The sequence below is a fragment of the Occultella glacieicola genome, assembly GCF_004353825.1.
Taxonomy (GTDB): domain Bacteria; phylum Actinomycetota; class Actinomycetes; order Actinomycetales; family Beutenbergiaceae; genus Occultella; species Occultella glacieicola.
On record NZ_SMNA01000009.1, the window covers coordinates 171,675 to 192,539 of the forward strand.

Here is a 20,865-nt window from a genome sequence, read left to right on the forward strand (position 1 = left end):
GGCCACGGGTGAATCGGTCGCCGTCCCAGGATCACACGCCGATTCCTTGTCCGGCCGCACGCACCGGTCGGACAATGGACGCCAAGGCTCCGCCCTCGGCGTTCACCGACGAACGCGAACCGCGGAGTGGAGGTGACGGAAGTGCGTGCCTATCTCGATCTCGATCTGGCCCTGGTCGCCGAGCCGGGCGGGTCGGTGCGCGCCCGCGTCCTGGGTTCGCCCGCGGGTGTGGCGGATGCCCCGTTCGTGCTGCCGTTCACCGCGATGGAGGTCGCCCGCTTCCTGGTCGCGACCGGCCCGGCGCGCACACCTGCCCGGGGCATCTCGCTGACCCCGAATCCCGTCGACGTGGAGGGAGTGGGACGACGGCTCCACGACGCCGTCTTCGTCGACGACGTCCGGCACTGCTTCGATGCCAGCCTGTCCATCGCCGAGCAGGCCGGCAAGGGGCTGCGCATCCGGCTGCACCTGGGCGGCGCCCCGGAACTGGCCGGTGTGCCGTGGGAGTACCTGTACGCGAGCGAGCTGAACCGGTTCCTCACACTGTCCACCGACACGCCGCTGGTGCGGTTCCTCGACACGCCTGTCCGGACCACCCAGGTGCGTCTGGACCCGCCGCTGCGCGTCCTCGTTCTCGTGTCCAGTCCGAGGGACGTGGCCCCGCTCGACGTCGAGCGCGAGAAGGACCTGCTGCGCACCACGACGGCCGACCTGGTCGCCTCCGGCTCACTCGAACTGGAGTTCGTCGAGTCCGCGACGCACAGCGAGTTGCAACGCGCGATCTACGACGACTTCCACGTGTTCCACTTCATCGGGCACGGCGCGTTCGACGACGCCGCCGGCACGGGCGTCCTGCTCCTGGAGCGCGACGACGCGGTCCCCGGCGGGCACGGCACCTCCCATCTCATCCCCGCCGTGAAGCTGGGCACGCTCCTGCACGACGCGAAGGCACTCCAGCTGGCCGTGCTGAACGCCTGTCAGGGTGCGCAGTCCTCGGGCCAGGACGTGTTCTCCGGCGTCGGGCAGACCCTGGTCCGGCAGGGACTGCCGGCCGTCGTGGCGATGCAGTCGGAGATCTCCGATCGTGCCGCCATCGCGTTCTCGCACGAGTTCTACTACGCGCTGGCGAGTGGCCGGTCGGTCGAGGAGGCGATGGTCGAGGCCCGGAAAGCCATCTACCTCTCCGACGAGAGCTCGGAATGGGGCACACCGGTGTTGTTGCGATCGGCGGCTGAGCACCCGTTCCTGCTCTCCGGGCCGGTCGCCATGCCCAGCCGGGACCGGCACTGGGACGCCATGCGGTCCGCCGCCCATGAGGCGGCCGCCGCCGGCACTCCGGGCGTGGCGGTGCCGCTCCTGCAGCAACTGGTCGCGGAGAACCCCGACGACGCCCCGGCGGCGTCGATGCTCGCGTGGATGCAGACCGGTGCCGGTGCCGCGGTTACCGCCGAGCAGCTCCAAACCGAGCGGCTCCAAACCGAGCAGTTCGGTACCGAGCAGGTCCACCCCGCACAGGTCAACGCCGAGCCGCACGCTCTGCACGCGCCGCTACCGCCGCACCGTCATACCCCGGCCGCGTCGCGGCGCCGGCTGACGATCGCCGCCGTGCTCGCCCTGGTCCTCGCCGTCGTCGGGGTGGGCGGCTACGTGGCCCTGCAGTGGCTCGCGCCGGGCACCCGGTCCGGGGGCGGGGACGACGACGTGATCGTCGCCTGCGGCTCCGAGGCGGCCGTGCCGGCCGCACGGGCGGACCTCGTGAGCGTCCCGTGCGCGCTCCGGGCACCGGTGATCGACGGGGACATGTCGGAGTGGGCACTGGTGCCGACCGTGCGGGTGGCCTCGATCGTCGCGCCGGCGGAGCTCGCGGGTGCGACCGACCCTTCGTTCTCCAGCACCTGGCGGCTCGTCTGGACCCGCGAGTTCCTGTACGTGCAGGTGGATGTCGTGGACCCGGCGCGCACCGCGGTCGATCCGCGATCGCCGTCCCAGTACTGGAACGGCGACGGTGTCTCGTTCGAGTTCGGATCCGATCCCGCGGGCCTCGGCGACGCCGACCCGCTGCGTCCCGACGACCTGCACGTGCTGTTCGGAGTCACGACGGATCGGGTGCTCACCGCCGCGAACGCCCCTGGCCGGAGCAACGGGACGACGTTCGAGCCCTCGATCGGCGACCTCGGCGTCGCCGCCGAGCTGCGGAACGTCGAGCGCGGCTACGCCGTCGAGGCGGCCATCCCCTGGAGCGTCCTCAACGTGACCTCACCCCCGACGCGCGGGGAGGTGTTCGGGATGAACCTGAACGTCAGTGACGCCCGGGTGGACGGCGGGTCCGCACCGACCCGGCTGTCCCGGATGATCAGTTCGAACCCGATCCGCAGCGCCCAGGTCCAGAACACGCCGGGGCGCTGGCACACCGTGGTCCTGGTGGACCCGAACGACTGACCGGCGGTTCCGCCGGGTCGTTATCAAATCGGGACCTCGATCGGCGCCGATCCACTTGACGCACGCCGCACCCGAGAATACCTTTCAGCGATACCCACGACGTCGTGAGAGGAATTTTCAGTGGCACAGGATCCGGTCGAGACCGCGGACGGCACGCTCCGCATGGTCGAGCGCATCCAGGCCCACCTCCCGCAGATGTCCGCGACCATGTCGAAGATCGGTGAGTTGCTGCTCTCCGAACCGTCGGCGCCGCTCGAGCTCTCCATCACCGAGCTCGCCGACCGGGCGGGCACGTCGGCGGCCACGGTGACCCGGTTCTGCCGTCAGCTCGGATACCCCGGCTACGTGCAGTTCAAGGTGGCGGTCGCGGCGGACAGCGGCCGGGGCGAGCCCGACGACCAGTGGCGCACCGAGATCGGCCGGACGCTCTCGCCGACCGATCCGCCCCAGGCCGTGCTGCGGACCCTCCTGAACGCCCACATCCGGTCCCTGCGGGCCACGGCCGGCACGATCGACCTCCATGAGTGTGCGGTGGTGGCCAAGCGCATCGCGACCTCCCGGCACCTGGACATCTACGGCACCGGGGGTAGCGCCGCGATGGCGGACGAGCTCGAGAACCGGCTCTACCGGATCGGGATCAACGCGCACTCCTGGGGTGACGTGCACGCCGGTTTGGCGAGCGCGTCGATCCAGGACGAGGGCACCATCGCGATCGGGATCTCGAACAGCGGCCGCACCAAGGAGACGATCGAGATGCTCGGCCGGGCCCGGACGTCCGGGGCGTTCACGGTGGCGATCACGAACCGGAACTCGTCGCCGCTCGGGCAGCTCGCCGACGTCTGCCTGACCGCGTCGGTGCCGGAGCAGTACCTGCACCCGGCTGACCTGTCCGCGAAGCACTCGCAGCTGTTCGTCCTGGACCTGATCTACCTCCTCGTGATCCAGCAGGACTTCACCGACAGCGTGAACAAGATCGCGGCGTCCGCCCGGGCCGTCTCCGGGCACCGCCGGTTCGCCTCCGCCGACCGCGAAGGGACGGCCTCATGATCGCCGCCGCACCCGACCTCCTCGCCGAGTCCACCGACCGGCTCGAACGGCTCGCCGCGGCCGCGGAAGCCGGCGCCTACGACCCGGCCATCGACCTCATGGTCACGGCCCTCGACGCCGGCGGCGTGATCCAGGCGTTCGGGACCGGCCACTCGCAGGCGTTCGCCATGGAGATGGCCGGGCGCGCCGGCGGCCTGATCCCCACCAACGGGATCGCGTTGCGGGACGTGGTGCTGTTCGGTGGCCGTGAGCCCGCCGCCCTGTACGGCAGCGAGCTCGAACGGGACGAGACGGTGGTCGCCGAACTGCTGCGCGTGACCCGGATCGGTGAGCCGGACGTGTTCGTGATCGCCTCGAACTCCGGGGTGAACTCCTCCGTCGTCGGGCTCGCGCAGGCCGTCAAGGGGCGCGGCCACAAGGTCATAGCGGTGACCAGTCTCGAGCACACGAACAGCGTCGAGCCGCAGCACCCGAGCGGACTGCGGCTGGCCGAGATCGCCGATGTCGTCATCGACAACCTGGCCCCCCGTGGGGACACCACCCTGACCGTCGCCGACGGCGTCGGTGTGGGCGCCGTCTCCTCGATCACCGGGGCGTTCATCGCCCAACTGTTGACCATCGGTGTGGCCCAGCGCCTCGCCGACGCGGGTGGGATGCCACCCGTCTACCTCTCCGCCAACGTCCCCGGCGGTGATGAGCACAACCAGGCACTGCAGCACCTGTATCGCGGCAGGATCCGCTGGAGTGTCTGACCCTCAGGCGTCCCGGTAACCCGCCGCCGCCTCCCCCGAAGAAAGGCAACGACAATGACCGTCCAACACGTACCGATGAACCGGCGCTCCGTCCTGCAGGGCGCACTCGCGGCTGCGATCGGTATCCCCGCGGCGGGTGCCCTCGCCTCCTGCGCCACCGGCGGTGGCAGCGACGACCCGACCGACGGCGGCAACACCGGCGAGGCGTCGGACACCAACCCGTTCGGTATGGCGGAGAACACCGTGGTCGACGCCGTCATCTTCGACGGTGGCTACGGCATCGACTACGTCGAGTTCGCCGCCGACATCCTGGCCCAGACGCACGACGGCTCCAGCGTCGAGGTGCAGTCCTCCACCCAGATCGCCACCGAGCTGCAGCCCCGGTTCGTCGGCGGTAACCCGCCCGACCTGATCGACAACTCGGGCGCGCAGTCGATGGGCTTCAACACGATTCTGGACCAGCTCGAGGACCTCACCGACGTCATCGACGCACCGAACCTCGAGGGCACCACGATCCGGGACACCCTCTACGGCGGGGTGCTCGCACCGGGCACGTTCGACGGCAAGCTCGCCGCGATCAACTACGTCCTCACCGTGTACGCGCTCTGGTACTCCGCGAGCCTGTTCGAGGAGAACGGCTGGACCCCGCCCACGACCTGGGCCGAGGCCAAGGAGCTCGGAGCCGCAGCGGCGGAGCAGGGCAAGTACCTGTTCCTCTTCGGTACCGAGGCGGCCACCTACTACCAGACGCTGTGCATCGACTCCGCGATCATCGAGGGCGGGGACGAGGTTCGTCTGGCCCTGGAGAACCTGGAGGAGGGTTGCTGGTCGCACCCGGCCATCCAGTCCGTGTTCACGGCGTTCAAGGAGATCATCGACCTCGGCTACATGAAGCCCGGTGGCTCCGGCACCCAGTTCACCGCGGCGCAGGCACAGTGGAGCAACAACCAGGAGGCGCTGCTGTACCCGTCCGGCTCCTGGATCGAGAACGAGATGAAGGACCAGACGGCGGACGGGTTCGAGATGACGGGCACGAACACGTTCCCGGTCACCGCGGACTCGACGTTCCCGGCCACCGCACTGCACTCCACGGCCGGCGAGCCGTTCATCGTGCCGACCGACGCCGCCAGCGTCGCGGGCGGCAAGGAACTGCTGCGCACCATGCTCTCGAAGGAGTCGGCGGAGAACTTCAGCAGGACGAAGCTCGCCCCGACGGTGATCAAGGACCTGGTGCCCGAGGACGGCTTCGGTTCCACCGCCCTGGTCTCGCAGACGGACATGCTCTCGGCGGCCGGCGACGACATCTTCACCTACAACTTCGTCGCCACCTACGGCATGAACCAGGAGCAGCTCGTGTTCTGGAACTCGTTCCTGGACGGGCAGAGCACGGTGGAGAAGCTCACCGCCGACCTGCAGGGCCTCACGGACCGGATCCGGGAGGATGACTCGATCACGAAGATCGAGGTCCAATGACCGCGACCGATGCCTCGGATGCGGTCGCCGCAGCCGTGGGCCCCCGGAGGCGGCGGCTGCCGTCCCGGGGGTCCCGGCGGCGCCGGCTGTCGTTCGACTACGTCAGCTTCATGCTGGTGTTCCTCGGGCTGCCGCTGGCGATCTTCCTGATCTTCGTGATCTGGCCGTTCATCCAGGCGGTGTTCTACTCGATGACGGACTGGACCGGCTTCACGGCGGAGTTCAACGTGATCGGCCTCGGCAACTTCGAGAAGCTGATCAACGATCCGATCTTCATGCGGGCTATGGGCAACAGCATCAAGATCGCCATCGTGGTGCCGCTGGTGACGATCGTGATCGCCTTGACGTTCGCGACCCTGATCACCGTGGGTGGCTCCAGCCGGGGCCAGATCCGAGGCATCCGCAACTCCAGCTTCTACCGGGTGGTCTCGTTCTTCCCGTACGTGATCCCCGCCATCGTGATCGCCCTGATCTGGCGACAGATGTTCGACCCCTCCGCCGGGCTGCTGAACGGCATCCTGACCGGCCTCGGTTTCGATCAGTTCGAGTCCTATGCCTGGCTGGGCAAGGTGAGCACGGCACTTCCGGTGACCATGTTCGTGATCATCTGGGGTGCCGTGGGCTTCTACATGCTGCTGTTCATCGCCGCGATCAAGGGCGTGCCGGCGGAGACGTTGGAGGCCGCCCGGATCGACGGCGCCGGACGGTTCCGCTCTGCGGTCTCCATCGTGATCCCGCTGATCCGGGACAACGTGCAGACGGCGTTCATCTACCTCGGCATCATGGCGCTCGACGCGTTCGTGTTCGTGCAGGCGCTGAACCCGAGCGGCGGGCCGGACAACTCCACCCTGGTGATGTCCCAGCAGCTGTTCCGGACCGCGTTCACGCAGGGTCAGTTCGGGTATGCGAGTGCGATGGGTGTGGTGCTGGCCATCATCACCCTGCTGTTCGCCGCCCTCGTGTTCATCATCAACTGGGCGACCGGCGGCCGCGACGAAGGAGGACGAGCATGACCACGGTCACGAGCACCGGCACCCCGGCCCCGCCGGTGGCAGCCCCGGGGCGCAACGGCGAGACGGCGGGCGGGGATCGCGCGGTGGCCACGGTGTCCCACACCGTGCTGATCCTCTGGTCGATCATCGTCATCCTGCCGTTGCTGTGGACCCTGCTGTCCTCGTTCAAGACCTCCTCGGAGATCTTCGCGTCGCCGTTCGCTTTGCCGGCGGAGTGGAGCTTCGACAACTACGTCTCGGCGTGGTCGGAGGCCGGCATCGGCGGGATGTTCCTGAACACGGTGATCGTGGTCGGGTTCGCGCTCGTGCTCGTGATGCTGCTCGGCGGCATGTGCGCGTACGTGCTGGCCCGGTTCGCGTTCCCCGGCCGGCGGGCGATCTACTACCTGATGCTGGCCGGGCTCACGTTCCCGGTGTTCCTGGCGATCGTGCCGCTGTTCTTCGTGCTGCGGAACATCGGCATGCTGAACACGCTGCCCGGCCTGATCCTCACGTACGTCGCGTTCGCGCTGCCGTTCACGGTGTTCTTCCTGTACTCGTTCTTCCGCGGGCTCCCGGAGGAGATCTCCGAGGCGGCCGCCGTCGACGGGGCAGGCGAGTGGCGCACGTTCTTCCAGGTGATGCTGCCCATGGCCCGGCCGGGCATGGCGTCGGTGGCGATCTTCAACTTCCTCGGGCTCTGGAACCAGTTCCTGCTCCCGGTGGCGTTGAACACCGACCAGGACAACTACGTGCTGTCCCAGGGTATGGCGGGCTTCGCGTCGTCGGCCGGATACGCCGTCGACTTCGGTTCGCTGTTCGCCGCCGTGGTGATCACCGTGGTCCCGGTGCTCATCGTCTACGTCATCTTCCAGCGCCAGCTGCAGGGCTCGGTGTCCCAGGGCACGATGAAGTGACGACGCGATAGGCGTTCCGGCGAACGTCGGTGGGCGAGGTCGGGCCGGGTCGCGTGGATCGAGGTTCACGCGACCCGGCCCGTCTGCGTGGCGGCCGCGCGGGTTCGGCGGTCAGCCCAACGCCCTCGCGTTCAGCGCCGCCTGGAGCGCCTTGATGGTCGCGCGGTCGCGCGTTCCGGGGGTGCCTCCGGCCAGGAACCCGGACGCCCGCAGCCAGCCCTGCTCGGCTTTCACCGAGACGGCGCGGAAGCCACCATCGATCGCGCCCACCGGCTGGCCCTTGGCCTGCAGGAACTGCTGGTAGGCCGTGAACAGTTTCGGTCCGGGAAAGGCGTGCGCGCCGCCGTCGGCCTCGATGGCACCCCGGTACCGGCCGGTTCTCGCGAGGGCCCGCTGCAGCTCGGTGATCGTGCGGTGGCCGAAGTTGCCGTCGGAGCGCAACGGCAGGAACTGTCCGCGGGCCGCGGACGGCGCCCCCGAGCCCGGTGCGACGCCGAACTTGGTGAATGCCGCGCGCGGGTTGCGCGGGCGGCCACCCGCGTCCCAGGTCTCGAAGTGCAGGTGGGTGCCGGTCTGCTGACCGCTGGTGTCGAGGTAGCCGATGAACTGGCCCTCCTTGACGGCATCGCCCTCGAACACGACCGGCATCGTGTGGTTGTACACCTGCTGCTCGGCGTCCGGATTGCGGACGCGAGCACCGTTTCCGGTGCGCTGCGGAGCCCGGCCGGACGTGGTGCTACCCGGCACCTGGGCGGTCGCGGTCTTGATCACCTGCCCCGCGAACGCTGCGAACACGGGTTGACCCTCGGGACCCTTGAGGTCGATCCCGGCGTGCGGGCCGGCCGGCCGCGGCGTGCCGAACTCGCTGCTGACGCGGCCGACGGATGGGTTCTGCATGGCGCGCTCCTCGGGGCTGGGCGTCACGCCGGTCGTCGTCGGCCGGTGGCGGGCGCGATGGGTCAAGTGTGCGCCGTGACGGCAGGTGAGGACAATGGCCCGTCCGGGCCCGCCCGGCCCGGCGCTCGGGGCTATCGGGACCGGGCCAGCACCCCGCCGATGTATCCGAGCAGGGCCCCCAACCAGACCGCGAAGATCCCCGGCGCCAGCCCGGACAGCCCGCCGAGCGCGTCCACCTGTCCGGTCGCCAGGGTGATCACGTACCCGACCGAGAGCAGCAGGATCAGCAGGGCCGTCCGGCGAATGGTGCCGCCGGATCGGCCGTTCAGGCCGAACGCCATGACCAGCGCGAGCAGGGCGAGCAGGACCCGCAGCCCGGCCTCGACGACGAGGATCAGGGGCAGCGCCTGATCGAGGTTGCGCACCACGAGGTTGATCTGGTCCAGCCCGGAGAGGCTGGGGTCCAGGTTCAACGTGCCCCAGGGCAGCAGCGCTCCCACGATGACGAACGCGGTGCCCAGCAGCACGAGCAGGTTCTTGACCAGGGGTCGCCGGTCGGAGGACACCTGCGTGAACGCGGCCTCCACGCCGATGCTGCCGGCACCGTCGCTCGCGCTGATCTGCAGCTCCCGGGTGACCGTCTCGCCCATCGGCGGCCGTGGACTGTCCACGCGCAGCCGCACGGTCCCGACCGCGTGCGGCGGCACGGAGATCGCCGGTGGGTCGAACACGAATCCGGTCATGCCGTGGGCGTCCGACCCGGCCAGGCGCACCTGCAGGTGTTCCTGGCCGCGGGTGTTGTCGACCTCGAGGACGAACGTGCCCTGCCGGTCGTCCGCCCGGGTCAGGTTCCGGGGCCGGATCCGCAGAGCAGCGCTGGTCAGCGGCGCGGGGCTGGCGCTGACCTCGAGCACACCCGGGGCCTCGATATCGCGGACGCCGTCGGAGGCGACGATCGTGAACGGCCGGGAGACGGCCTCCCCGCGCCCGATCGGTCCGGTCTGGACCCGTCCCGTCACGGTGGTCACCTGACCGGGCAGCGCGTTGACCCGCTGGGGCACCAGCGAGAACGCGAGCTGGTTCGCGGGGTCTCGCCCACCGAGGACGAGGCCGACGGCGCGGTGGCCACCACGGTTGTCGATCCGTACGGCGAACTCGGCGGTGGTCGCGTTCACGATGGTGAGCCGGCTCGGCTCCAGCCGCATCGTGATCGGCGCGTCGACCGGCGCCGGCGTGGTCACCTGGGTCAGTCCGACAACCGCGGTGATCGGCCCGCTGTCATTCGTGGCGGTGATCGTGAGCTGCCGGTTCAGTTCGCGCCCGGGCTCGGGCGCCGGAGCCCGGAACTGCGCCTCGGCCTCCACCAGCTGGCCGGGTGGGACCTGCACGAGCTCCGGGCTGAAGGCGAAGCGCACGACCGACTCCGGGTCCGATCCGGACAGGCGGAACGTCTGTGGGTAGTTCGCCCTGCGGTTGTCCAGCTGCAGCATGAAGGCGCCCCGGGTGGCGTCCTTCAGCCGGACCAGCGTCGGCCTGGTGGCGAGCGTCGCGGGTGGGCCGGCGGGCGGCACCGTCAGGGCGAGGTCCACCGGCGTGGTCCGGGTCGGATCCGCGCGGGACCGGACGGCCAGCCGCAGGTGCAGGCGCTGCGCGAACACGAGGACGCCGGGCCGGGTGGTCAGCCTCAGGACGAGTTCGCCGGACTGCTGGGGGAGCAGGTTCACCTCGTCGTGGCCGAGGGTGAGCCACGGCGGCGTGGACTCGGCCTCCACCAGGTACCCGTCCACCACCGTGGAGGTGTTGAACACGGTCAGTGTGGCCGTCGCCTCCGGCCCCACGATCGTGACCGCGAGGGATTCCGGTCGCACGGTCGCCGGCTCGATCACCGGGTCCGGCACGTGGACGGCGCCGTCGGTGCGTGCACCGGCGCTCGGGGGCCGGGCGGAGCCGCCGGAGTGAGCCGTGCTCCCCGGTGCGGTGCCGACGCCCGGAGGCACCGCCGTCGGGTGTGGATCGCCGAGGGGCGGCAGCGAGACCTGGGTGACGACCGTGTCGACGGCGTGACCGGTCGTGCCGGCGAGCGGTTCGCCACCGAGGGTGCCGGTCCCGCGGTCCCAGCCGAGATAGTCGTCGCACGAGTGGCAGAACTGCGCAGTCGGCGCGTTCCGGGCGCCGCAGTTCTCGCAGACATGCTCCGACACGGGATCTCCCCAAGCTGTGCGGGCGTCGGCTCGACGATGGGCCGGCACGCCACCACATGGTAGTCCCGGAGTGCCCGACCGAGCCGGTCGCTGCGCGAAAGGGCACCGGAGTCTGCACGTCGGCGATACCGACGGCCGGTCGTGAGGCAACACGCCGCAACCGGTAGGCCGGTCCGGATCGATGCCGTAGGGTGGTGACCTGTTGGAGGGGAGTACCTCACAAGCGGTGGTGTCGTCATCACAGTCGATCTCGATCGACTCGGTGCCATCGGCCCGGTTCTCGGGTGAGGGAGACCTCCGGTGTCAATGTTTCGCTCACCGGAGGTTTTCGAATAGTGGATGTCCACCCCTGGGCCTGGGGAGTCACCCTCGGCCTGATCGCCATCATGCTCACGGTCGACTTCGTCGGCCATGTCCGCAAGCCGCATGCCCCCTCCCTCAAGGAGGCCGGCCTCTGGTCGGCCGGCTACGTCGCGATCGCGCTGCTGTTCGGCGTGTACGTCTGGCTGGTCTGGGGCGGCGACTTCGGGAATCAGTACTTCGCCGGCTACATCACCGAGAAGTCGCTCTCGGTCGACAACCTGTTCGTGTTCGTCCTGATCATGGCCAGCTTCCGGGTTCCCCGGGAGTACCAGCAGAAGGTGCTGCTGATCGGCATCGTGATCGCGCTCGCGCTGCGCACCGTCTTCATCTTCCTCGGCGCCGCGATCGTGAACGAGTTCGCCTGGGTGTTCTACATCTTCGGCGCGTTCCTGCTCTACACCGCCTACACCCAGATCAAGGGCAGCAACGACGACGACGAGGAGTTCAAGGAGAACGCGATGGTGCGGCTGACCCGCCGGGTCTTCCCCACCACCGAGGGCTTCGTGGGCGACAAGATGTTCGTGGTCCAGGACGGCCGCCGGCACATCACCCCGATGCTGATCGTGATGCTCGCGATCGGCAGCGCCGACATCCTGTTCGCGGTCGACTCCATCCCCGCGATCTTCGGGCTGACCCAGGAGACCTACCTGATCTTCGCTGCGAACGCGTTCTCGCTGCTCGGTCTGCGGCAGTTGTTCTTCCTCATCGACGGGCTCCTCGACAGGCTGGTCTACCTGAACTACGGGCTGGCCGCGATCCTCGCCTTCATCGGCGCCAAGCTGGTCATCCACGCCATGCACGAGAACGAGGTGCCGTTCATCAACGGCGGCGAGCCGATCCACGCGATCCCCGAGATCAGCACGAACATCTCGCTCGTGGTCATCGTCGGCATCCTCGCGATCACCACGATCTCCTCGCTGACCATCGGCAAGCGGCGCGCCGCCGCGGCCGAGAGCGAGGAGTCCGAGCGCGAGCTCGAGCCGCGCTGACCCGGACCGACCTTCGATGCGCGAATGCCGGCGGGCTCGTCCCGCCGGCATTCGCCATGTCGGCTCGGTCCGGTTCAGTCCTTGCGCGCGGTGAACGGGCCCAGCACCGGGTTCCAGGCCCGCACCTGCCGGTGCGTGATGATCTTCGCCCGTTGGAACGGGTCCTCGTCGAGGATCCGGCGGACCGCGTCGGCGTCGTCGGCCCGGACGAGCAGCAGCGCGCCCGGCGTGGCACTGTCGAGCCAGGGGCCGGAGGCCAGCAGGGTGCCCTGCTCCAGGAGGTCGCCCAGGAAGGCACGGTGGACCGGGCGGATCTCCTCCATCTCGGCGGTCCTGGTGATGTCGTAGGTGTACTCGACGGCGAAGGTAGTCAACATGTCAGCGACAGTACTTTGCCGGGCGTGACCGACGGGTCACCAGCCCCGCTCGCGCCACTGGGCGAGTTGTCCCCGCTCAGCACCGAGCGTCGTGTTGTCGCCGTGCCCGGGGTGGACCACGGCGTCGTCGTCGTACACGTCGAACAAGCGCTGCTCGACGTCGTCGAGGAGTGAGGCGAAGTCCTCCGGCGAGCCGGTCCGGCCCACTCCGCCCGGGAACAGCGAGTCGCCCGTGAACAGATGGACCCGGCCTGCGCCGTCGCCCCGGGGCTCGCGGAAGGCGAGCGCCACCGAACCGGGTGTGTGCCCACGCAGCCCGACCACGGCGAGGTCCACCGCACCGAGGGCGACGGTGTCGCCGTTGGCGAGTTCGCCGTCGACGCCGACCGGCAGGCCGTCTGCGTCGGCGGAGCCGGCCAGCACCCGTGCACCCGTGGCCTCGGCCACCTCGGCCAGGGCCCGGTGGTGGTCGGCGTGCCGGTGGGTCGTGACGATGGCGGACACCGGCCCACCACCCGCCTCGGTGACGAGGGCCAGGACCCGAGCCGCGTCGTCGGCGGCGTCGATGATCAGGTGCGTTCCGCCGTCGGGCTCGGTCAGCAGGTAGCAGTTGTTGTCCTCTGCGGACACGCTTGCCTTGCGGATCTGCAGACCGGGCACGGTCCAGTGGGCGGCCGGCCCTCCGGTCTCGACATGTCCGGGAACGAATGGTGCGTTGTTCACGAGAGTGCCTCCAGGGTGTAGGCGGCGCGCACCAGTGCCAGGTGGGACAGCGCCTGCGGGAAGTTGCCCGCGAACCGGGTGTTGACGGGGTCGTACTCCTCGGCGAGCAGGCCGAGGTCGTTCACGGTCGCGACGAGGGCCGTCATGCGTGCCGCGGCCTCGTCAGCCCTGCCGATCCGGGCCAGCGCATCGACCAGCCAGAACGAACAGGCGTAGAAGTGGTGCTCGCCCGCGGGCAGCCCGTCCACGCCGGTCGCGGTGTGGTAGCGCATGACGTGCGGCCCGTCGGCGAGATCGGCGTCGATCCGCGTGACGGTGCCGACGATGCGCGGATCGTCGGCGGGCAGGAACCCCACCTGGAGCAGCTGCAGCAGGGAGGCGTCGACCTCGGTGGACCCGTAGTGCTGGGTGAACGTGTTGGCGTCCGGGTCGTAGCCGTGGGCCAGGACGTCGGCACGGATCTCGTCCCGGGCGGCGCGCCACTGCTCGATCGGGCCGGGCAGGCCGTGGACCTCGACGCCCCGGATGGCCCGGTCGACGGCCGCCCAGCACATCACCTTCGACTGCGTGAAGTGCTGCTTCTCGCCGCGGATCTCCCAGATCCCGTGGTCGGGCCCGCGCCACCGATCGAGCATGTCCTGGACCAGGTGCACCTGCAACGACCACGAGTCCTCGGTCTCGACGAGCCCGGCCTCGCGGGCCTGGTCGAGGGCGACCATCACCTCGCCAAGCACATCGTTCTGGACCTGCCCGACGGCGCCGTTGCCGATCCGCACGGGGGTGGAGGCCGCGTAGCCGGGAAGGTGGGGCAGTTCCCGCTCGGGCAGGTCCCGGCCGCCGTCGATGCGGTACATGATCTGCAGGTCCTCATAGTCGCCGGCGACGGCGCGCAGCAGCCAGGAGCGCCAGCCGTCGGCCTCCTCGCGGTAGCCGAAGTCGAGGAGCGCCTCGAGGGTGAGCGCGGCGTCCCGCAGCCAGCAGTAGCGGTAGTCCCAGTTCCGGACGCCGCCGAACTCCTCCGGAAGGGAGGTGGTGGCCGCCGCGGCGATCCCGCCGGTCTCGTCGTTGGTGAGCAGCCGGAGCACCAGCAGGGACCGCTTCACGACGTCCGCGTGCGGCCCGCGGTACTCGCACGCCGACGCCCAGGCATCCCAGATCCCGGTGGTCGCCCCGAGGTAGTCGTCGGCCGGCAGCGCCTCGGGGCCGTCGGCCCACGACGGGGTCCAGGTCAGGCTGAACTGCAGCCGTTCGCCGCCCCTCACCTCGAAGTCGTCCTCGTGGTGCGTGCCGGTGGCCCGGGGGAGCCGGTCGCCGTGCAGGGTGAGCGCGTCCGGTCCGGCGACGGCCCGGATGACCGCCACGCCGCCCGGATCCTCGGTGCGGCGGACCCAGGGCACGACGGTGCCGTAGCCGAACCGGATGGCCAGCTCGTGGTGGAAGGCCACGGTGCCCTCGAGGCCCTCGATGCGGCGGAGCACGTCGGCGCGCTCGTCCTCCATCGGCATCCACTCGGTCACCCGGGCCCGCCCGGTCGCCGTGGTGTACTCCGTGGTCAGCACGAACGAGCCGCCGTCGTAGGCACGTGTGACGTCGGTGGCGTCCGGTGCGGTGAGCAGCCATCGTCCGTGCTCGGGCGTGCCGAGCAGGTTCGCGAAGCAGGACGGCGAGTCCAGCGCCGGCAGGCAGAGCCAGTCGATCGAGCCGGTCCTGCTGACCAGGGCGGCGGTCCGAGAGTCGCCCAGGACGGCGTAGTCCTCGATCGGGGTGGGCGGCGCGGCTGGGGGTGGTGGGCTGCTCATCCCAGCCATTGTGGCCGGTCCCGGACGGCTGCGCAGGTGGGCGGGGGTCCGGGCGGCCGTGGGTGAGCCGTGGGTGGGCCGTGGGTGGGCCGCGGGTGGGCAAGGGACGGTCGGCGGCGTGACCGACGACACGTGGTCGAACGGTTGTACGATGTCGGTGGTTCGACTTACCATGGAGGACGTGAGTGACACCCTTCTCGTCCGCGGCGCACGCGAGCACAACCTCAAGAACGTCAGCATCGACCTTCCCCGGGATCAGTTGATCGTGTTCACCGGACTCTCCGGTTCGGGGAAGTCCTCGCTCGCCTTCGACACGATCTTCGCCGAGGGCCAGCGCCGGTACGTGGAGTCGCTGTCCTCGTACGCCCGGCAGTTCCTCGGTCAGATGGACAAGCCGGACGTCGACTTCATCGAGGGTCTCTCGCCCGCCGTCTCGATCGACCAGAAGTCGACCAACCGGAACCCGCGTTCGACGGTCGGCACGATCACCGAGGTCTATGACTACCTGCGGCTGCTGTACGCACGCGCCGGCACGCAGTTCTGCCCCATCTGTGGCGAACGGGTGACCGCGCAGACGCCGCAGCAGATCGTGGACCAGTTGCGCGAACTGCCCGACGGCACCCGGTTCCAGGTGCTGGCCCCGGTGATCCGGGGCCGCAAGGGCGAGTACGCGGACCTGTTCCGGGACCTGCAGACGCGCGGCTTCAGCCGCGCCCGGGTGGACGGCGAGGTCATCCAGCTGAGCGAGCCGCCGGTGCTGGAGAAGAAGCTCAAGCACACCATCGAGGTGATCGTCGACCGGCTCGTGGTGCGGGAGAACATGCGCCAGCGCCTGACCGACTCGATCGAGACCGCGCTCGGCCTGGCCGAGGGGCTCGTGATCGCGGACTTCGTGGACCTCGACGCCGAGGACGCGGGCCGGGAGCGCAGGTTCTCGGAGAAGCGCGCCTGCCCGAACGAGCACCAACTCTCACTCGAGGAGATCGAACCCCGGACGTTCTCGTTCAACGCGCCCTACGGTGCGTGCCCGGAGTGCACCGGGATCGGCACCCGCCTCGAGGTGGACCCCGACCTCGTGGTGTCCGACGACGAACTCAGTCTCGCCGGGGGCGCGATCGCCCCGTGGTCGCAGACCTCGTCGCAGTACTTCGACCGGGTCCTCGCCGCGCTCGCGGACGACCTCGGGTTCTCCATCGACACCCCGTGGCGAGCGCTGCCGCAGCGTGCCAAGGAAGCGGTCCTGTACGGCAAGGACCACAAGGTCCACGTGAAGTACAAGAACCGCTGGGGCCGGGAACGCTCCTACTCCACCGGGTTCGAGGGGGTCATCGCCTTCCTCGAGCGGCGGCACTCCGAGACCGACTCGGAGTGGTCGCGGGAGAAGTACGAGGAGTACATGCGGGAGGTGCCCTGCCCAGTCTGCGACGGCACCAGGCTCAAGCCCGAGGTACTCGCCGTCAAGGTCGGCGGCAAGTCGATCGCGGAGGTCTGTGCGCTCCCGATCGACGAGGCGAAGAAGTTCCTGGACGCCCTGCAGCTCGGGGAGCGGGAGGCCGCGATCGCGGGGCAGGTGCTCAAGGAGATCCATGCCCGGATGGGCTTCCTGCTCGACGTCGGGCTCGACTACCTGTCGATGTCCCGGCCGGCGGCCACCCTCTCCGGTGGCGAGGCGCAGCGGATCCGGCTCGCCACCCAGATCGGCTCCGGGCTGGTCGGGGTCCTGTACGTGCTCGACGAGCCGAGCATCGGCCTGCACCAGCGGGACAACCGTCGCCTGATCGAGACCCTCACCCGGCTGCGTGATCTCGGCAACACGCTGATCGTCGTCGAGCACGACGAGGACACGATCCACGCCGCCGACTGGGTCGTGGACATCGGCCCCGGAGCCGGCGAGCTCGGCGGCCACATCGTGCACTCCGGCGACTATCCCGGGCTGCTCGCCAACTCCGACTCGCTGACCGGCGCGTACCTGTCCGGTCGCCGGTCCATCCCGATCCCGAGCCACCGCCGCAAGCCGGAGCGGGGGCGGTTCATGACGGTCGAGGGGGCACGGGAGAACAACCTCAAGAGCGTGGACGTCTCGTTCCCGCTCGGGTGCTTCGTGTCCGTGACCGGCGTATCCGGGTCGGGGAAGTCGACCCTGGTCAACACGATCCTGTACAACGTGCTCGCGAACGAACTGAACGGCGCCCGGCACGTGCCCGGCCGGCACAAGCGGGTCACCGGGCTCGAACGCCTGGACAAGGTCGTGCACGTCGACCAGAGCCCGATCGGTCGCACCCCGCGGTCGAACCCGGCCACGTACACCGGGGTCTGGGACCACGTCCGCAGGCTGTTCGCGGAGACCACGGAGGCCAAGGTCCGTGGGTACACCCCGGGCCGGTTCTCCTTCAACGTCAAGGGCGGCCGGTGCGAGGCCTGCTCCGGTGACGGGACGCTGAAGATCGAGATGAACTTCCTGCCGGACGTGTACGTCCCCTGCGAGGTGTGCCACGGCGCCCGGTACAACCGGGAGACCCTCGAGGTGCACTTCAAGGGCAAGACGGTTGCCGAGGTGCTGGACCTGCCGATCTCGGAGGCGGCCGGCTTCTTCGCCGCGGTACCTGCGATCGCACGTCACCTGGACACGCTCGTCGACGTGGGACTGGGCTATGTGCGGCTCGGGCAGCCCGCACCGACGCTCTCCGGCGGGGAGGCCCAGCGGGTCAAGCTCGCCTCGGAGCTGCAGAAGCGCTCGAGCGGGCGCACCGTGTATGTGCTCGACGAGCCCACCACGGGTCTGCACTTCGAGGACATCCGCAAGCTCATGGATGTGCTCCAGGGCCTCGTGGACAAGGGCAACACCGTGATCGTGATCGAGCACAACCTCGATGTGATCAAGAACGCCGACTGGATCATCGACATGGGGCCCGAGGGCGGCAACGGCGGCGGGACCGTCGTGGCGGAGGGCACCCCGGAGCAGGTCGCGGCCGTGCCCGAGTCGCACACCGGCAGGTTCCTCGCCGAGATCCTCGGCACGGATGCCGTGGCCAAGTTGAAGCCGATCACGAAGGTGGCCGACCTCGCCAAGCCGAAGGCCCGGTCGGTGCGGCGGGCGCAGAAGGCGAAGACGGCCTGAGGTCCCGGGCCGCCGAGGGTGCCTGCAGGTCGGTATCCCGGTCCGGAGGGCGAAGGTGTGAATCCGCGGCGTTATGCGCTGCGTGAGCCGCAGGACGACACCCACGCGTGGCGTGGGCGCGCGAGGGTGCGATCCTGCGGGCGATCCTGTGTTTTGAACCGCAGGATGACACTCTCGCGGCCCGGGGGTCCAGCCGGGCCGGCCTGGCCGGCCGCCGGGGCCGGCCCGCCGCGGCCTCACACGCCTTGGGCCGCGCGCACCTCGGTCGCCAACGGTGCGTGCCGCACCGGGAAGTTGACGGACCGGGCGATGAAGCAGTGGTCGTGCGCCTGCTGGTGCAGCGCGGCGATCTGGGCCTCGCTGACCGGCTCGGCCACGGTCACCCCCGGGTGCAGCACCACCTCGGTGAACTGCCCGGCCCCGGCGGTCTCGACCCGCATGGTTCCGGTGGCCCGGTCCGTGTAGGCGACCACGACCACGCCCGCCATCGCGGCTCGGTGCAGGAACCAGAGCATGTGGCACTGGCTCAGTGAGGCGACGAACAGCTCCTCCGGCGAGTACCGCGAGGCATCCCCGCGGAACGCGGCGTCCGCGGATCCGGGCAGCGGCGGCTTCCCACCGATCCGCACCAGGTGGTCCCGGGCGTAGGAGGTGTAGGTCTCGGTGCCGTGCTCGCCGGCCCCGGTCCAGTCGACGTTGACCGTGTACGTGTGCAGCGGGCCCATCGACCCACGCTAGCGCGAACTACTCTGGAGGGCATGGCCGACCCCTCCTCGTACCGACCCAAGCCGGGCGAGATCCCCGATTCACCCGGCGTGTACCGGTTCCGGGACCCGCACGGCCGGGTCATCTACGTCGGCAAGGCGGTCAACCTCCGCTCCCGGCTGAGCAGCTACTTCCAGAACATCGTCGCGCTGCACCCCCGCACCCAGCAGATGGTCACCACCGCGAGCTCGGTGGAGTGGACCGTGGTGGCCAACGAGGTCGAGTCGCTCGCCCTGGAGTACTCCTGGATCAAGGAGTACGACCCCCGGTTCAACGTCAAGTACCGCGACGACAAGTCCTACCCCTATCTCGCCGTCACGATGGGGGAGGAGGTCCCGCGGGTGCAGGTCATGCGCGGCGCCAAGCGCAAGGGCACGCGCTACTTCGGCCCCTACTCCCACGCCTGGGCGATCCGGGAGACCGTCGACCTGCTGTTGCGGGTCTTTCCGATCCGGAGCTGCTCGGCCGGCGTCTACAAGCGCGCGGCGCAGTCCGGGCGGCCCTGCCTGCTCGGCTACATCGACAAGTGCTCGGCCCCGTGCGTCGGCCGGATCTCGACCGAGGACCACCGCGACCTCGCCGACGACTTCTGCGACTTCATGGCCGGCAACACCGGGTCCGCCGTGAACCGGCTCGAGGGGGAGATGAAGGCCGCCGCCGCCGAGCTCGACTTCGAGCGCGCGGCCCGGCTGCGCGACGACCTCGGGGCGCTGCGCAAGGTCGTCGAGAAGAACGCCGTGGTGCTGCCGGACGGCACCGACGTGGACGTGTTCGCGATGGCGCACGACGAGCTCGAGGCCTCCGTGCAGGTGTTCCACGTGCGTGGCGGCCGGGTCCGCGGGCAACGCGGCTGGGTCACCGAGCGGGTCGAGGACCTGGCCCCGGGGGAGCTCGTCGAGCGCCTCCTCGAACAGGTCTACGGTGACCTCGCAGCGAACCCCGGTGAGGCTACCGACCGGGCCGTGCCCCGGGAGATCATCGTGCCGACGGCGCCGGAGAACGTCGCCCAGGTCGAGACCTGGCTGGGCGAGCTGCGCGGGGCGAAGGTCCGGGTCAGGGTGGCCCAGCGGGGGGACAAGCGGGCCCTCGCCGAGACCGTCGAGAGGAACGCGAAGGCAGCCCTTGCCCTGCACAAGACCCGCCGGGCCGGTGACCTGACTGCCCGGTCGCACGCCCTCGCCGACCTCCAGGAGCTCCTCGGCCTGGCCGAGTCGCCGCTGCGCATCGAGTGCTACGACATCTCCCACACCCAGGGCACCGAACAGGTCGGCTCGATGGTCGTGTTCGAGGACGGGCTGCCGCGCAAGAGCGAGTACCGGCACTTCGTGGTGCGTGGACCCGACGGTACCGGCGCCCGCGACGACACCGAGGCCATGAACGAGGTGCTCACCCGCCGGTTCCGCCGCTATCTCGCCGACCCCGTGGGGTCGCCGTCGCTGGAGGAGGTCGACGGCGGTGGCTCGCTGACGCCGTCGGGTCCGGTCGCCCTGTCGCCGGGAGAGTTCGACGCGACCGCGCCGAAGAAGCGGTTCGCGTATCCGCCGAACCTCGTGGTGGTCGACGGCGGAGCGCCCCAGGTGGCGGCCGCCCAGGCCGCGCTCGACGAGCTGGGGATCGTGGACGTGGCGCTGGTCGGGCTGGCCAAGCGGCTCGAGGAGGTCTGGGTGCCGGGGGAGGAGTTCCCGCTGGTGCTGCCCCGGACCAGCGACGGGCTGTTCCTGCTGCAACGGTTGCGTGACGAGGCCCACAGATTCGCGATCACGCACCACCGCAAGCGGCGGGGCAAGGGAATGACCCGGTCCGCGCTCGACTCGGTGCCCGGTCTGGGGCCCACCCGCCAGGCCGCGCTGCTCAAGGAGTTCGGGTCCGTCCGGGCCATCCGGGGAGCCACCGAGGAGGAGATCGCGCAGGTGCCCGGGATCGGCCCGAAGATGGCCGCCACCGTCGCCGAGGCGCTCGCCCCGGTGCCGGACCGGCCTGCCGACGTTGCCAGATCGTGACATTCTGAGACCC

General features: G+C 70.0%; 15 protein-coding genes. 9 read left to right on the plus strand and 6 right to left on the minus strand.

The features are described 5' to 3' along the window. Positions 1-132: 132 nt before the first annotated feature. The 6 genes from EXU48_RS18360 (at position 133) to EXU48_RS18385 (ending at position 7,620) form a co-directional block, all read left to right on the plus strand. On the plus strand, positions 133-2,439 hold the full coding sequence (locus tag EXU48_RS18360; RefSeq protein ID WP_133109128.1) for a CHAT domain-containing protein: 2,307 nt from the start codon (positions 133-135) through the stop codon (positions 2,437-2,439). A 120-nt stretch (positions 2,440-2,559) separates the two neighbouring features. Continuing rightward, positions 2,560-3,486: a MurR/RpiR family transcriptional regulator gene (locus EXU48_RS18365; RefSeq protein WP_235857121.1), complete on the plus strand. Its 927-nt coding sequence runs from the start codon at positions 2,560-2,562 to the stop codon at positions 3,484-3,486. Continuing rightward, positions 3,483-4,238, plus strand: a complete 756-nt coding sequence (locus EXU48_RS18370; RefSeq protein WP_133109129.1) for a sugar isomerase domain-containing protein — start codon at positions 3,483-3,485, stop codon at positions 4,236-4,238. Before EXU48_RS18365 ends, EXU48_RS18370 begins: the two co-directional genes overlap by 4 nt. 54 nt (positions 4,239-4,292) lie before the next feature. Beyond that, on the plus strand, positions 4,293-5,711 hold the full coding sequence (gene ngcE / locus EXU48_RS18375) for an N-acetylglucosamine/diacetylchitobiose ABC transporter substrate-binding protein (protein ID WP_133109130.1): 1,419 nt from the start codon (positions 4,293-4,295) through the stop codon (positions 5,709-5,711). Continuing rightward, the gene (locus EXU48_RS18380) at positions 5,708-6,724 is read left to right on the plus strand and encodes a carbohydrate ABC transporter permease (RefSeq protein ID WP_133109131.1); all 1,017 of its coding nucleotides are present in this window, start codon (positions 5,708-5,710) and stop codon (positions 6,722-6,724) included. The genes ngcE and EXU48_RS18380 overlap by 4 nt, the downstream gene beginning before the upstream one ends. Continuing rightward, entirely contained in the window at positions 6,721-7,620 is a 900-nt protein-coding gene (locus EXU48_RS18385) for a carbohydrate ABC transporter permease (RefSeq protein ID WP_133109132.1), read from the plus strand. Before EXU48_RS18380 ends, EXU48_RS18385 begins: the two co-directional genes overlap by 4 nt. 111 nt (positions 7,621-7,731) lie before the next feature. Here the strand turns inward: EXU48_RS18385 and EXU48_RS18390 are convergent, their stop codons facing one another. Next, positions 7,732-8,517 carry a M23 family metallopeptidase gene (locus tag EXU48_RS18390; RefSeq protein ID WP_133109133.1) on the minus strand — a complete coding sequence of 262 codons (786 nt, stop codon included), beginning with the start codon at positions 8,515-8,517 and terminating at the stop codon, positions 7,732-7,734. A 131-nt stretch (positions 8,518-8,648) separates the two neighbouring features. Continuing rightward, positions 8,649-10,718, minus strand: coding sequence for a zinc ribbon domain-containing protein (locus EXU48_RS18395; RefSeq protein WP_133109134.1), 2,070 nt, complete (start codon positions 10,716-10,718; stop codon positions 8,649-8,651). Positions 10,719-11,053: 335 nt separating this feature from the next. On the opposite strand from EXU48_RS18395, the gene EXU48_RS18400 reads away from it, so the two are divergent. Further along, a complete protein-coding gene (locus EXU48_RS18400; protein ID WP_133109135.1) occupies positions 11,054-12,070 on the plus strand; it encodes a TerC family protein in 1,017 nt (338 codons plus the stop codon). 74 nt (positions 12,071-12,144) lie between these two features. On the opposite strand, the gene EXU48_RS18405 is transcribed toward EXU48_RS18400, so the two are convergent. Genes EXU48_RS18405 through EXU48_RS18415 form a run of 3 tightly spaced genes read right to left on the minus strand, consistent with a single transcriptional unit; the run spans position 12,145 to position 14,969 of the window. Beyond that, positions 12,145-12,447: a YciI family protein gene (locus EXU48_RS18405; protein ID WP_235857122.1), complete on the minus strand. Its 303-nt coding sequence runs from the start codon at positions 12,445-12,447 to the stop codon at positions 12,145-12,147. Between the two features lie 36 nt (positions 12,448-12,483). After that, positions 12,484-13,170, minus strand: coding sequence for an MBL fold metallo-hydrolase (locus EXU48_RS18410; protein ID WP_133109136.1), 687 nt, complete (start codon positions 13,168-13,170; stop codon positions 12,484-12,486). After that, positions 13,167-14,969 carry a glycoside hydrolase family 15 protein gene (locus EXU48_RS18415; protein ID WP_133109137.1) on the minus strand — a complete coding sequence of 601 codons (1,803 nt, stop codon included), beginning with the start codon at positions 14,967-14,969 and terminating at the stop codon, positions 13,167-13,169. Before EXU48_RS18415 ends, EXU48_RS18410 begins: the two co-directional genes overlap by 4 nt. A gap of 181 nt (positions 14,970-15,150) precedes the next feature. Here EXU48_RS18415 and uvrA point away from each other — a divergent pair, with 181 nt between their 5' ends. After that, positions 15,151-18,087 (plus strand): excinuclease ABC subunit UvrA, encoded by a 2,937-nt coding sequence (gene uvrA / locus EXU48_RS18420; protein ID WP_456238534.1) that lies wholly within the window; start codon positions 15,151-15,153, stop codon positions 18,085-18,087. Between the two features lie 236 nt (positions 18,088-18,323). On the opposite strand, the gene EXU48_RS18425 is transcribed toward uvrA, so the two are convergent. Beyond that, positions 18,324-18,812: an OsmC family protein gene (locus EXU48_RS18425; RefSeq protein WP_133109139.1), complete on the minus strand. Its 489-nt coding sequence runs from the start codon at positions 18,810-18,812 to the stop codon at positions 18,324-18,326. A gap of 33 nt (positions 18,813-18,845) precedes the next feature. Between EXU48_RS18425 and uvrC the strand changes: the two genes are divergently transcribed. Continuing rightward, positions 18,846-20,852, plus strand: a complete 2,007-nt coding sequence (uvrC, locus tag EXU48_RS18430; RefSeq protein WP_133109140.1) for an excinuclease ABC subunit UvrC — start codon at positions 18,846-18,848, stop codon at positions 20,850-20,852. Positions 20,853-20,865: the final 13 nt, after the last annotated feature.

Coding starts and splice junctions, on each gene's coding strand:
- EXU48_RS18370 (WP_133109129.1), top strand. CDS start 3,483: ATGATCGCCGCCGCACCCGACCTCCTCGCCGAGTCCACCGACCGGCTC.
- ngcE (WP_133109130.1), top strand. CDS start 4,293: ATGACCGTCCAACACGTACCGATGAACCGGCGCTCCGTCCTGCAGGGC.
- EXU48_RS18380 (WP_133109131.1), top strand. CDS start 5,708: ATGACCGCGACCGATGCCTCGGATGCGGTCGCCGCAGCCGTGGGCCCC.
- EXU48_RS18385 (WP_133109132.1), top strand. CDS start 6,721: ATGACCACGGTCACGAGCACCGGCACCCCGGCCCCGCCGGTGGCAGCC.
- EXU48_RS18390 (WP_133109133.1), bottom strand. CDS start 8,517: ATGCAGAACCCATCCGTCGGCCGCGTCAGCAGCGAGTTCGGCACGCCG.
- EXU48_RS18405 (WP_235857122.1), bottom strand. CDS start 12,447: ATGTTGACTACCTTCGCCGTCGAGTACACCTACGACATCACCAGGACC.
- EXU48_RS18415 (WP_133109137.1), bottom strand. CDS start 14,969: ATGAGCAGCCCACCACCCCCAGCCGCGCCGCCCACCCCGATCGAGGAC.
- EXU48_RS18425 (WP_133109139.1), bottom strand. CDS start 18,812: ATGGGCCCGCTGCACACGTACACGGTCAACGTCGACTGGACCGGGGCC.
- uvrC (WP_133109140.1), top strand. CDS start 18,846: ATGGCCGACCCCTCCTCGTACCGACCCAAGCCGGGCGAGATCCCCGAT.